Source organism: Kitasatospora sp. NPDC093679 (assembly GCF_040683455.1).
Lineage (GTDB): Bacteria > Actinomycetota > Actinomycetes > Streptomycetales > Streptomycetaceae > Kitasatospora > Kitasatospora arboriphila.
Genome location: NZ_JBFBDW010000036.1, coordinates 1 through 11,903, shown reverse-complemented (window position 1 = coordinate 11,903; position 11,903 = coordinate 1). Strand labels below are relative to the sequence as shown.

The following is an 11,903-nucleotide window of genomic DNA, read 5'->3' as shown; positions in this document are numbered from 1 at the left end:
CGGCGGCCCCGTCCGGGCAGCACGGGGACGGGCCGTGCCCGGTGCCGCCGAGGCCGACCGCCGGCTCGCGGCGATCGCCACCGCCCGCAGCCGTACGCCCGGTGGCTGCGGCTGCTCGGCATCGTGCTGTTCCCGCTCGGCTTCGCCCCGCCGATGCAGGCCACCCGGTACGAGACGGGGACGACGGCGGTGCTCGCCGTCACCGCCGAACGGCTGCCGCGGCTCACCGCCGTGCTGCCGCCGGTCGCCGCCGTCGCCGTCCCGGTGATCACCCCGGAGGTCTTCGCCCGGACGCCCGAGCACGGCGGGCCGCCGGTTCACCCGGGCGGATCTTGACCGCGCGTCAGGTGTTCGACCGTACGTCATGTCCACTGCGTACGCGGTTCACTTCGTGCTCCTATCTTCACACCGCCCGGGGTCGTTCCCGGGTGTGCGCCGCGGCACCGACCTGCCGGGCGCGCCGATGTGTCGAGGAGACACCCTGATGCAGCGCAAGGCCTTGAAGGCCGCCACCGTGCTGGCACTCTCGGGCAGCCTGGTCGGCGGTGCGGCGGTCACCGCCCACTCCGAGCCGGCCGAGCGGAACGAGCACCGCGCGGACATCCGCAACGTCATCTACCTGCTCGGCGACGGCATGGGCCGCACGCACGTCACCGCCGGCCGTGAGCGCTACTACGGCGCCGCCGGCCGCCTGAACATGGAGAAGCTGCCCTTCACCGGCGCCGTGGCGACCCACGCCGTCGAGAAGGACAGCACCCGGCCCGCCCTGGTCACCGACTCCGCCAGCTCCGCCACCGCCTGGTCCTCCGGTGTGAAGACCTACAACGCGGCGATCGGCGTGGACGCCTACGAGAAGAAGGTCGCCACCCTGATGGAGCAGGCCCACGCGGCCGGCTTCGCCACCGGCAACGTCTCCACCGCGGAGATCACCGACGCCACCCCGGCCGCCCAGTTCAGCCACGCCCTGCTGCGCGGCTGCCAGGGCCCGGTGTACTCCGACGCGGCCTGCCTGCCGAAGAAGGCCGACGGCACCTACGAGTCCGCCCCGGCGGACCGCACCCTGATCACCCCGATCGCCGAGCAGATCGCCCGCAACGGCACCGCCGACGTCGTCCTCGGCGGCGGCCTCGCCCGCTTCGAGCCGGACGACCAGAAGGCCCTCCAGGCCCAGGGCTACCAGGTGCTCGGCAGCTTCGGCGACCCGGCGCTGCCCGCGCAGACCGCCGCCACCCAGAAGGTCGCCACCAGGACCGACCTCGCCGCCGCCAAGGGCCGCAAGGTCGTCGGCCTGTTCAACCGCGGCAACCTGACGGTCGAGCAGGCCAAGGCCGGACTGCCCGCCGACGCCCCGCAGCGCCAGGAGCCCACCCTCGCCGAGATGACGAACAAGGCCGTCTCGCTGCTCGGCAAGAACAACCACAAGGGCTTCTTCCTGCAGGTCGAGGGCGCCCAGATCGACAAGCGCTCGCACGCCAACGACGCCGCCCAGACCCTCGGCGAGGTGAAGGCCTTCGACGACGCGGTCGCCGCCGCCGTGGACTTCGCCAAGAAGGACGGCCACACCCTCGTGATCGTCACCGCCGACCACGAGTGCGCCGGCTTCAACATCATCGAGAAGGGCTCCTACACCAACGCCGAGGCGGCCGCCCCGCCGGCCAACGCCGACGCCGGCAACACCGCCAACAACAGTCTGCCCAGCCGTCCCACCAGCGGCGCCAAGGACCCGGCCCGTTCCGGCGGCATCGTCAACGGCGCGGGCGCCGGCGACCCGAAGAACTTCGCCCCGGCGACCTTCCGCACCCCCGACGACCCGGCCGGCGTCAAGGACGGCACCGCCGACGCCAGCCTCTGGCTGACCTACCTGTCCGGCAACCACACCGGCGCCGACGTGCCGATCTTCGCCTACGGCCCGGGCGGCGACCGCTTCGCCGCCAGCCAGGACAACACCTCGCTGTACGGGAAGATGTACAGCGCGCTCTTCCGGAAGGCCCCGCGGCACTGACCTGCCGCACCACCCCTCGCCGGAACCGGGGCCGGGAGGCACGACCCTCCCGGCCCCGCCCACACCCAGGAGCCCCATGCACCCCCGCCCCGGCGCCCTCGCCCGCCCCGCCCTGGCCGCCCTCGCCCTCGGCCTGCTCGCCGGCTGCTCCGCAGCCCCCGCGGCCGACCCGCAGCCGGCCCCGGTGCCCTCCGTCGCGCTGCCCGCGCCCAAGCAGGCCGCCGCGCCCGCCGCCGTCCTCGCCGCACCGCCCGCCCCCGGCGAGGTCCGCGTCGAGGACGGCCCGTTCACCGACCGCGTCCGCCTCACCGGCCTGCGGCTGGACGGCGGCCGGGCCGTCACCGGCCACCTCACCGTCACCTCCGACGTCAGCGACGTCCTCGCCCTCGAACTCCGCGCGGCCTTCTACGACGCCAAGGGCGCCCTGGTCGGCACCGGCGCCTTCCACTACCAGGAAGAGGAGGAGGCCTCCGGCCGGCACGACGGCCCGCACGCCGGCCGCGAGGGCATCGACCTCACCGTCGGCGCGGACCACCTCACCGGCACCCCCGCCGCCGCCGTCCTGTCACTGCCCGTGCTCGTCAACGAGTAGCCGCCCCGCCGCGCCGGGCACCCGGCACCGTTTGAGCCCGCCCCGCCCGCGGGCCATGCTGGAGGGTGCACGCGCGGGCCCGGGCCCCGCACGGGCGAGGCCGGCGGCCCCGGCGACGGCGAGAAGAGCACCGATGGACGAGACAGGCGGCTCAGCGGAGAGTGATCGCGGCTCCCCGCCGGGGAGCGCTGCGGCCGTCGTCGGCCCCGACGGCCTGCTGACCGCCTGGAGCCCCGGCGCCCGACGCCTGCTCGGTCACCGCCCCGAACAGGCCCTCGGCCTCCCCGCCGGAGACCTGCTCGCCGCCCCGCCGCCCGCCGCGGCGCTGCGCGCACTCGCCCGCGGCACCGAGTGGCACGGCCGGCTCGCCCTGCTCCACCGGGACGGCCGCCCCGTCACCGCCGACCTGCACGCCACCCCGCTGCACACCGCCACCGGCACCGCCTGGACGGTCACCGCCGAACCCGCCGTCGCCCCCGACCCGGACGCCGCCGCCGACCCCGCCACCACCGGCCACCGGGAACTGCGCGAATGGGCTTTCAGCCAGCTGCCGATCGCCGTCGGCGTGTACGACCGGGAGACCCGCCTGGTCGGCGCCAACGACGAGGTGCTGCGGATGATGGGCGAGGGCGGCGAACCCGTCGGCCTGCTCATGGCGGAGACCGCCGACCGCTGGGCCGGACTGCCGCACGCCCGGCTCGCCGCCCTGATGAACCGGGTGCTCGCCGGCGGCGAGACCGTCCGCGCCGACCACCTCTTCCGCACCCCCGGCGAGGCCGGCGCGCACGCCTGGACGACCGTCCTCTACCCGCTCAAGGGCCCCGACGGCGGCGTCCGCGGCGTCGCCGTCGGCGGACTCGACACCACCGACGAGTACCGGGCCCGCCGCCGGCTCGCCATGGTCAACGCCGCCGGCCTGCGGATCGGCACCACCCTCGACGTCACCCGCACCGCCCAGGAACTCGCCGACGTCGCCACCGAGGACTTCGCCGACTTCACCAGCGTCGACCTCCTCGACAGCGTCTTCCTCGGCACCGAGGCCGCCACCCGGCCCACCGGCGGGCCCGCCGTCTTCCGCCGCGCCGCCGAACAGTCCGTCCTCATCGGCTGCCCCGAGTCCGCCGTTCCGCCCGGCCAGACCGACCACCTGCCCGCCGACTCCCCGATGACCCGCGCCCTCGCCACCGGGCGCCCCTCCCGGCACCGCGTCGACGACCCCGACGTCCGCCGCTGGCTCACCGTCGACCCCGTCCGCGCCCAGCGCATCGCCGAGTCCGGCACCCACTCGCTGATCGTCGCCCCGCTGCTCGCCCGCGGCACCACCCTCGGCATCACGCTGTTCGCCCGGCACCGCACCGAGGAGGACTTCGACGCAGACGACGTCCTGCTCGCCGAGGAACTCACCGCCCGCGCCGCCCTCAGCATCGACAACGCCCGCCGCTACACCTTCGAACGGAACACCGCCCTCGCCCTGCAGCGCAGCATGATGCCGCACCGCGCCCCCCGCCAGGCCGCCGTCGAGATCGCCTCCCGCTACCTCCCGGCCGGCCCGCAGGCCGGCGTCGGCGGCGACTGGTTCGACGTCATCCCGCTCTCCGGCGCCCGCGTCGCCCTCGTCGTCGGCGACGTCGTCGGCCACGGCATCCAGGCCACCGCCACCATGGGCCGGCTGCGCACCGCCGTCCGCACCCTCGCCGACGTCGACGTGCCGCCGGACGAACTCCTCACCCACCTCGACGACCTGGTGCTGCGCCTCGACCGGGAGGCCGACCCGCGCACCGCCGACGAGGACGGGCGGGAGGCCGCCGACATCGGCGCCACCTGCCTGTACGCCGTGTACGACCCCGTCTCCCGCCGCTGCACCCTCGCCCGGGCCGGACACCCCGGGCCCGCCGTGGTGCGCCCCGACGGCCGCGTCGAGTTCCCCGAACTGCCCGCCGGACCGCCGCTCGGCCTCGGCGGCCTGCCCTTCGAGTCCGCCGAACTCGACCTGCCCGAGGGCAGCGTGCTCGCGCTGTTCACCGACGGCCTGGTCGAAGCCGTCGACCACGACGTCGACCACGGCATCGAACGCCTCGCCCGCGCCCTCGCCGCCGGCGGCATCTCCCTGGAGGAGACCTGCGACGAGATCCTCCGGCTGCTGCTGCCCGAGGCCCCCGAGGACGACATCGCCCTGCTGCTCGCCCGCACCCGCGCCCTCGACACCTCCCAGGTCGCCGCCTGGGACGTGCCGCCCGACCCCGCCGTCGTCTCGCACGCCCGCAAGCTCGCCGCCGAACAGCTCGCCGTCTGGGGCCTCGACGAGTACGCCTTCGTCACCGAACTGGTCGTCAGCGAGCTCGTCACCAACGCGATCCGCTACGGCCGGCCGCCGATCGAGCTGCGGCTGATCCACGACACCAGCCTGATCTGCGAGGTCTCCGACACCAGCAGCACCGCCCCGCACCTGCGCCGGGCCCGCACCTTCGACGAGGGCGGCCGCGGCCTGCTGCTCGTCGCCCAGCTCACCCAGGGCTGGGGCACCCGCCACACCCCCTTCGGCAAGACCATCTGGACGGAACAGACCCTGCCCGAGGTGTGACCGGCACCTCCCGGCGTGTGGCCCGCACCGCGGCTCACGCCGCCGACCGGGGCCGATATCGTCGGCGCATGAACGCCTCCGAGCCCGAGCAGACCCCCGCCCCGGCCCCCGTGCCGCCCGCCGCCCCGACCGCGTCCGCGATGCGCAGAGCGCTCCGCCGGGCCCGCGACGGCGTCGCGCTCGACACGGGCGAGGCCGAGGTGCTGCTGCAGGCCCGCGGCGACGACCTCACCGACCTGTGCGCCTCCGCCGCCCGCGTCCGCGACGCCGGACTCGGCGAGGCCGGCCGCCCCGGGGTGATCACCTACTCGAAGAAGGTCTTCATCCCGCTCACCCGGCTCTGCCGGGACCGCTGCCACTACTGCACCTTCGTCACCGTGCCGGGCAAGCTGCGCCGGGCCGGCGAAGGCATGTTCCTCTCGCCCGACGAGGTGCTGGACATCGCCCGCCGCGGCGCCGCCACGGGCTGCAAGGAGGCCCTGTTCACCCTCGGCGACCGGCCCGAGGACCGCTGGCCGGAGGCCCGCGCGTGGCTGGACGCGCACGGCTACGACGACACCCTCGCCTACGTGCGGGCGATGTCCGTCCGCGTCCTGGAGGAGACCGGGCTGCTGCCCCACCTCAACCCCGGCGTGCTCTCCTGGACGGACTTCCAGCGGCTCAAGCCGGTCGCCCCCTCCATGGGCATGATGCTGGAGACCACCGCCGAACGGCTCTGGTCCGACCCGTCCGGGCCGCACCACGGCTCCCCGGACAAGGAGCCGCGCGTCCGGCTGCGGGTGCTGGAGGACGCCGGGCGCTCCTCGGTGCCGTTCACCACCGGAATCCTGATCGGCATCGGCGAGTCGTACCGGGAGCGCGCCGAGTCGCTGTTCGCGATCCGCCGGGTCTCCCGCGCCTACCGGGGCGTGCAGGAGGTCATCGTGCAGAACTTCCGCGCCAAGCCCGACACCGCGATGCGCGGCATGCCGGACGCCGAACTCGAGGAGCTCGCCGCCGCGGTCGCCACCGCCCGGCTGGTGCTCGGCCCGTCCGTCCGCCTCCAGGCACCGCCGAACCTGGTGGACGGCGAGTTCGCCCTGCTGATCGGCGCCGGCATCGACGACTGGGGCGGCGTCTCCCCGCTGACGCCCGACCACGTCAACCCCGAGCGGCCCTGGCCGCACATCGACGACCTCGCCGCCCGCACCGCCGCCGCCGGCTTCACCCTCCGCGAGCGGCTCACCGTGTACCCCGAGTACGTGCAGCGCGGCGAACCCTGGCTCGACCCGCGGATCCTGCCGCACGTTACCGCGCTCGCCGACCCGGCCACCGGCCTCGCCCGCGAGGACGCCCGGCCCGTCGGCCTGCCCTGGCAGGAACCCGAGGAGCCGCAGACCGGCTCCGGCCGCACCGAACTCCACCACGAGATCGACACCGTGGGCCGCACCGGCGACCGCCGCGCCGACTTCGACGAGGTGTACGGCGACTGGCAGGTGCTGCGCGAGCAGGTCGCCGCGGGCGTCGGGTCGGGCGCGGGTGCGGGCGTCGGGGCAGCGGCGGGCGCCCCGGAACGGCTGCCCGCCGACGTGCGGGAGGCGCTCGGCGTCGCCGCCGCCGACCCGACCCGGCTGACGGACGACCAGGCCCTCGCCCTGTTCGGCGCCGACGGCCCCGCCCTGGACGCGCTCTGCTCGATCGCCGACGCGGTGCGCCGCGACACCGTCGGCGAGACCGTCACCTACTGCGTCACCCGGAACATCAACTTCACCAACGTCTGCTACACCGGCTGCCGGTTCTGCGCCTTCGCACAGCGCCGCACCGACGCCGACGCCTACACCCTCTCGCTGGAGCAGGTCGCCGAACGGGCCGCCCAGGCCTGGGAGGTCGGCGCGACCGAGGTCTGCATGCAGGGCGGCATCCACCCCGACCTGCCCGGCACCGCCTACTTCGACATCGCCCGGGCGGTGAAGGAGCGGGTGCCCGGCATCCACGTGCACGCCTTCTCGCCGATGGAGGTCGTCAACGGCGCGACCCGCACCGGCCTGTCGATCCGCGACTGGCTGCAGCGGGCCAAGGAGTCCGGCCTCGACAGCATCCCCGGCACGGCCGCCGAGATCCTCGACGACGAGGTCCGCTGGGTGCTCACCAAGGGCAAACTGCCCGCCTCCGCCTGGATCGAGGTCGTCACCACCGCCCACGGGCTCGGCCTCCGCTCCTCCTCCACCATGATGTACGGGCACGTCGACACCCCCCGGCACTGGCTCGGCCACCTCCGGCTGCTCGCCGAACTCCAGCAGCGCACCGGAGGGTTCACCGAGTTCGTCACCCTGCCGTTCGTGCACACCAACGCGCCGGTCTACCTCGCCGGCGTCGCCCGGCCCGGTCCGACCGCCCGCGACAACCGGGCGGTCACCGCGATGGCACGGCTGCTGCTGCACCCGCACATCCCCAACATCCAGACCTCCTGGGTGAAGCTGGGCGCCGACGGCGCCGCCGAGATGCTGCGCTCGGGCGCGAACGACCTCGGCGGCACGCTGATGGAGGAGACCATCTCCCGGATGGCCGGCTCCTCGTGGGGCAGCTACAAGTCCGTCCGCGACCTGGAGGCGATCGCCGAGGCCGCCGGCCGCCCGGCCCGGCAGCGCACCACCACCTACGGCGAGGTCCCCGCGGAGCGCCGCGCCGCCGCACTCGCCTCGGACGGCCACCTGCCGGTGCTGCTGCCCGTGCTGGACTGAACCGTCCCGGACCGAATCCGTCCCGGACTCCGCGACGGGGGTTTGCCGGGCGGCGGAGGGGTGAGACGGCTCGCAGGCAGGGTGCCCCGCCCGGGTGGTGATGTCCCCGTCCCCCGTCCGCCGCGCGGGCGGGCGCCCCGCCGGAGTACAGACCCGGCCGCCGAGACGTGCATCTCCGGCGGCCGGGGGCGGCTCCGGGTGGTGCGACCCCCGGGGCCAACGTCGTGTCCGAAATCCGCTAGCCGACCGCCGGGTGCAGGCGGCACAGTGGAGACCGGCGGGCCCGCGCCCCGGGGCGCGGTACCGTCTGGACCAGCGGAAAGGACACACCACCATGACCCTGTACACGACCGTCGACAGCCCGGTCGGCCCCCTGCTGCTGGTCGGCGAGGAGTCCGCGACCGCGCCGGGCGGCACCGCGCTCGCCTCGGTCTCGCTGCCGGGGCAGAAGCGCGGCGCCGTCGTCCGGGACGGCTGGCGGCAGGACGACGCGGCCTTCCGCGTGGTGGCCGAGCAGCTGCGGGCGTACTTCGCGGGGGAGCCGACCGCCTTCGCCGTGGAGTGCACCGTGCGCGGCACCGACTTCCAGCGCCGGGTCTGGGCCGCCCTGGACGCCGTCCCGTACGGCACCACCACCACGTACACCGCCGTCGCCGCGGCCGCCGGGTCGCCGGGGGCCGTACGGGCGGTCGGCGCCGCGATCGGGGCCAACCCGCTGCTGATCGTCCGGCCCTGCCACCGCGTGATCGGCGCCGACGGCTCGCTGACCGGCTACGCCGGCGGCCTGCCCGCCAAGCAGCACCTGCTCGCCCACGAGAACGCCCGCCCGGCCCGCTGATCCGCGGGCCGGCGGAGTCAGTCGACCTCGGTGTCCGATTCGTACTGCCACCACAGGTCGATCCGGTAGGACTCGAGCACCTCGGCGTGGGCGGCGAAGACGTTGTCGGAGTCGGCTTGGCCCTCCGGCTCCGCGAGGCTGCGCAGCAGGGAGGCCTCCTGCTCGGCGGCGGCCTCCCTGCCACGCCAGGAGACCAGGGCGGCATACACACCGGGCCGGGGCAGTTCGATGTCTCCGGCGATCTCGGGGGAGAACGCCCGAATGACCACTGTCCCGGTGGGGCAGTCGAGGACGGCCGGGCAGAAGGCGGCGCATTCCCCGAGGCCGGCGCCGGCCACCGGCCCGTCCCACACGCGCAGGACGATCTCGGCGGGCGAGGTGCCCTGGAGGCTTCGGATGTAGAGCTGGGGGCCGATGCCCGCCACGACGGTCTGCCGGCTCCTCTCCGCGGCGTCGTTGTCCGGAAGGTAGGCGTCCGAGTCGTAGACGAAGATCAGACCATGGTCCGGCTTCGCTTCGGTTCGGAATTCAAGAACCGCGGCCATGGGTTCTCCTGTTCCTGCGTCACGGGGTTGTCTTCACGTAGAACGGGTCGCCGTCCAGGACCCGGTTCTGCGTGTACACGGCAAGGATCATGTTGCCACCCGCGCCGTTGTCGGCGGCATCGATCAGCCGGGACGAGTACCGCCCGGTCGGCGAGGCCCCACCCGCTGCGGCGCCTTCGTAAGTGGATGAGAAGGGGTACTCGTCGCATTCAAGGCCCGAGCCCGCGTAGTTGCCCCATACGTCGTCGCACGTCTTGATTGCCGCTGTCCGGTTGGTGTCCTGCTTCGCACGGTCGATCAGACGGTGCAGCGGCTCCTTCTCGCCGGGCACCGTCGTGCCGACGAAAGAGGGAAAGGTGCGCTCGGGGTTGCTCCGGGCGTCCTTGATGTGGCGTGCGCTCCGGGCCACGAGTGGGTCCGAGGGCTTCATGACCAGCTCGACCCGGGCCTCGACGAACACGGTGTCCTTGTACTTGCCACAGACGGGGAGGCGGCATCGCGACTCAAGGTCTCGAGCTCATACGCCAGTCGAGCACAGTCGGTCCCGCTTCAGCATGCGCCTGAGCACGTCGACCCGGAGTGTCGGCGGAACCGTCCGGTGGAGGAGTCTTCCTGATGGATCATCGGCGGGGGTGTCTGGCAGGATGGTCCGCCGAATGACCGACAACGGGATCGACGACATCGACGACAGTGCGTGCCCCGAATGCGGGGGCACCGTCGCCCCCGACGGGCGGTGCTGGGACTGCGGGGCCGACCGGCCCGGCTTCCGGGCGCACGTGGAGATCGGGGCGGTGGGCGGGGCCGCGGGCGTGAGCGACCGCGGCCGGCACCGCGGGGTGAACGCGGACGCCATGGCCCTCGCCACCGCCGGGCCGTGGACCGTCGGAGTGGTCTGCGACGGCGTCTCCACGGCTCCCCGGGGCGAGCGTGCCGCCAAACTCGCCGCGGACGTCGGCGCCGCGGCCCTGGCAGCACGGCTGGCCGAAGGCGTCCTGCCGGAGACCGCCCTCGCCGAGTCCGCTCTCCGGGCCGGCCGGGCGGTGACCGCCCTCGCCGCCTCCCCGGGCACCGCACCCGCCTGCACCTACGCCGCCGGCATCGCAGGACCGGAGGGCATCTGGAGCGCCTGGGTCGGCGACAGCCGCGTCTACTGGCTCCCCGACGAGGGCCCGGGGACGGCCCTCACCGAGGACGACACCGGCGAACTCGACGTCCTCGCGGCCTGGCTGGGCGCGGACGCCGGCGAGCCCGCGCCGCGGATCCGCAGCTACCGGCCGGCCGTGCCCGGCCGCCTGCTGCTCTGCACCGACGGACTCTGGCGCCACCTGCCGGACCCGGGAGCCCTCCGGACGGTCGCCGACCGCGGCGCCCGGCACGGGACCGCACCCGCCGGCCGGCCGCTGCTCGCCGGGGCGCGGGCACTGGTCGACCACGCCCTGGCCGCCGGCGGACAGGACAACATCACCGCCCTGCTGCTCCCGGTCGCCGCCGCGGCGCCCGGCCGGCCGGCCGCCACCGGCCCGGGCTGAGCGGCTGCCGGGCTGAGCCGGTGCCGGGCTGAGCGGGCGCCGGGCGGTTCCGAATCCGGTTGCCCGGCGGCCCGTGCCGGTGGTCGAATCGCGCCGTGTCGATCCGTGCCGCCACCGCCCGCATGCTGCTCCGCCGCTTCACCGCGGACGACCTCGACGACCTCGCCGCCCTGCACGGCGACCCCGAGGTGATGCGGCGGATCGACGACGGGCGACCGGTGCCGCGTCCGGTGGTCGAGCGCGAGACGCTCCCGGCGCTGCTCCGCGGCTATGCGGAGCTCCCGCCGGGGGAGGGGTGCTTCGCCGCGGTGGCCCGCGGCTCGGGGGAGTTCCTGGGCTGGTTCGCCCTGGCTCCGGCGAGCAGCCCGGGCCTGGACGGCGGCACGGAGCTCGGCTACCGGCTGCGGCCCGCCGTGTGGGGGCGAGGACTCGCCACCGAGGGCGCGCGGGAGCTCGTCCGGCTGGCCTTCGCCGAACTCGGCGCCGACCGGGTGGTGGCCACCACGATGACCGTCAACACCGCCTCCCGCCGGGTGCTGGAGAAGGCGGGGCTGCGCCACGTCCGGACCTTCTTCGAGGAGTGGCCGGAGTACGTCGAGGGCGCCGAGCACGGGGACGTGGAGTACGCCCTGACCCGGGAGCAGTGGCTCCGATCGCCCCCCTGACCTGCGCGAACGGTTGCCGAGCGAGGCCGCGGCGGTACCGTCCGTGTGCGGTGTGACCCACGCCATCCGCGGGGGGTCGGGGCGGGGGTCCGGCCTGCGCACGGTGTTCGCGGCCCCTCACGCGCTGTCGACGATGTGGTCCGGTTCACGGACGGTTTGCGGTGGTGCGGGTCACATCGGGGGGCGGGTGGTGGTGGTCGGGCCCGTGAAATGGGGGTCGACTTTCGGTGGATACCGGTGGTAACCGGGCGCTGAGCTGCGGGTTCGTGGTCGAACCTTGTGTCGGGTGCGGGGGGTCCGTAACTTCGAATCCAGCGCGGCACACCGCCGAGGCCCCAGGGCCCGGCGGGTTCGGTGCCGGCTCACCCCATGAACCGCAGGCCGATCGGGTCTGCTGACCCGTGCCCGGGTGTCGTCCCGGGACGCTTGAA

10 protein-coding genes are annotated in these 11,903 nt (G+C 74.9%); 8 read left to right on the top strand and 2 right to left on the bottom strand.

Going from position 1 to position 11,903, the window contains the following annotated elements:
• The first annotated feature begins 123 nt into the window (after window positions 1–123).
• From AB0O09_RS25970 to AB0O09_RS25945, 6 genes are all read left to right on the top strand, one after another.
• Complete coding sequence (locus AB0O09_RS25970) at window positions 124–336, top strand: hypothetical protein (protein ID WP_363545022.1); 213 nt, start codon at window positions 124–126, stop codon at window positions 334–336.
• A gap of 148 nt (window positions 337–484) precedes the next feature.
• Window positions 485–2,002, top strand: a complete 1,518-nt coding sequence (locus AB0O09_RS25965; protein ID WP_363545019.1) for an alkaline phosphatase — start codon at window positions 485–487, stop codon at window positions 2,000–2,002.
• A gap of 76 nt (window positions 2,003–2,078) precedes the next feature.
• Window positions 2,079–2,594 (top strand): hypothetical protein, encoded by a 516-nt coding sequence (locus AB0O09_RS25960; protein ID WP_363545016.1) that lies wholly within the window; start codon window positions 2,079–2,081, stop codon window positions 2,592–2,594.
• A 133-nt stretch (window positions 2,595–2,727) separates the two neighbouring features.
• Window positions 2,728–5,175, top strand: a complete 2,448-nt coding sequence (locus AB0O09_RS25955; RefSeq protein ID WP_363545014.1) for a SpoIIE family protein phosphatase — start codon at window positions 2,728–2,730, stop codon at window positions 5,173–5,175.
• 68 nt (window positions 5,176–5,243) lie between these two features.
• Window positions 5,244–7,895, top strand: coding sequence for a bifunctional FO biosynthesis protein CofGH (locus AB0O09_RS25950; protein WP_363545011.1), 2,652 nt, complete (start codon window positions 5,244–5,246; stop codon window positions 7,893–7,895).
• Between the two features lie 334 nt (window positions 7,896–8,229).
• Entirely contained in the window at window positions 8,230–8,733 is a 504-nt protein-coding gene (locus AB0O09_RS25945) for a methylated-DNA--[protein]-cysteine S-methyltransferase (RefSeq protein WP_363545008.1), read from the top strand.
• Window positions 8,734–8,750: 17 nt separating this feature from the next.
• Here the strand turns inward: AB0O09_RS25945 and AB0O09_RS25940 are convergent, their stop codons facing one another.
• Together AB0O09_RS25940 and AB0O09_RS25935 are read right to left on the bottom strand one after the other, a co-directional pair.
• Complete coding sequence (locus tag AB0O09_RS25940) at window positions 8,751–9,278, bottom strand: hypothetical protein (protein ID WP_363545005.1); 528 nt, start codon at window positions 9,276–9,278, stop codon at window positions 8,751–8,753.
• A 19-nt stretch (window positions 9,279–9,297) separates the two neighbouring features.
• Entirely contained in the window at window positions 9,298–9,738 is a 441-nt protein-coding gene (locus AB0O09_RS25935; RefSeq protein ID WP_363545002.1) for a NucA/NucB deoxyribonuclease domain-containing protein, read from the bottom strand.
• Window positions 9,739–9,934: 196 nt separating this feature from the next.
• Here AB0O09_RS25935 and AB0O09_RS25930 point away from each other — a divergent pair, with 196 nt between their 5' ends.
• Both AB0O09_RS25930 and AB0O09_RS25925 read left to right on the top strand, forming a co-directional pair.
• A complete protein-coding gene (locus AB0O09_RS25930; RefSeq protein WP_363544999.1) occupies window positions 9,935–10,807 on the top strand; it encodes a protein phosphatase 2C domain-containing protein in 873 nt (290 codons plus the stop codon).
• Between the two features lie 122 nt (window positions 10,808–10,929).
• Window positions 10,930–11,472: a GNAT family N-acetyltransferase gene (locus AB0O09_RS25925; RefSeq protein WP_363545135.1), complete on the top strand. Its 543-nt coding sequence runs from the start codon at window positions 10,930–10,932 to the stop codon at window positions 11,470–11,472.
• Window positions 11,473–11,903: the final 431 nt, after the last annotated feature.

Bases quoted from the DNA above. Each gene is read 5' to 3' on its own strand.
- AB0O09_RS25965 (WP_363545019.1), top strand. From the start codon at position 485: ATGCAGCGCAAGGCCTTGAAGGCCGCCACCGTGCTGGCACTCTCGGGC.
- AB0O09_RS25960 (WP_363545016.1), top strand. From the start codon at position 2,079: ATGCACCCCCGCCCCGGCGCCCTCGCCCGCCCCGCCCTGGCCGCCCTC.
- AB0O09_RS25940 (WP_363545005.1), bottom strand. From the start codon at position 9,278: ATGGCCGCGGTTCTTGAATTCCGAACCGAAGCGAAGCCGGACCATGGT.
- AB0O09_RS25950 (WP_363545011.1), top strand. From the start codon at position 5,244: ATGAACGCCTCCGAGCCCGAGCAGACCCCCGCCCCGGCCCCCGTGCCG.
- AB0O09_RS25925 (WP_363545135.1), top strand. From the start codon at position 10,930: ATGCTGCTCCGCCGCTTCACCGCGGACGACCTCGACGACCTCGCCGCC.
- AB0O09_RS25945 (WP_363545008.1), top strand. From the start codon at position 8,230: ATGACCCTGTACACGACCGTCGACAGCCCGGTCGGCCCCCTGCTGCTG.
- AB0O09_RS25930 (WP_363544999.1), top strand. From the start codon at position 9,935: ATGACCGACAACGGGATCGACGACATCGACGACAGTGCGTGCCCCGAA.
- AB0O09_RS25955 (WP_363545014.1), top strand. From the start codon at position 2,728: ATGGACGAGACAGGCGGCTCAGCGGAGAGTGATCGCGGCTCCCCGCCG.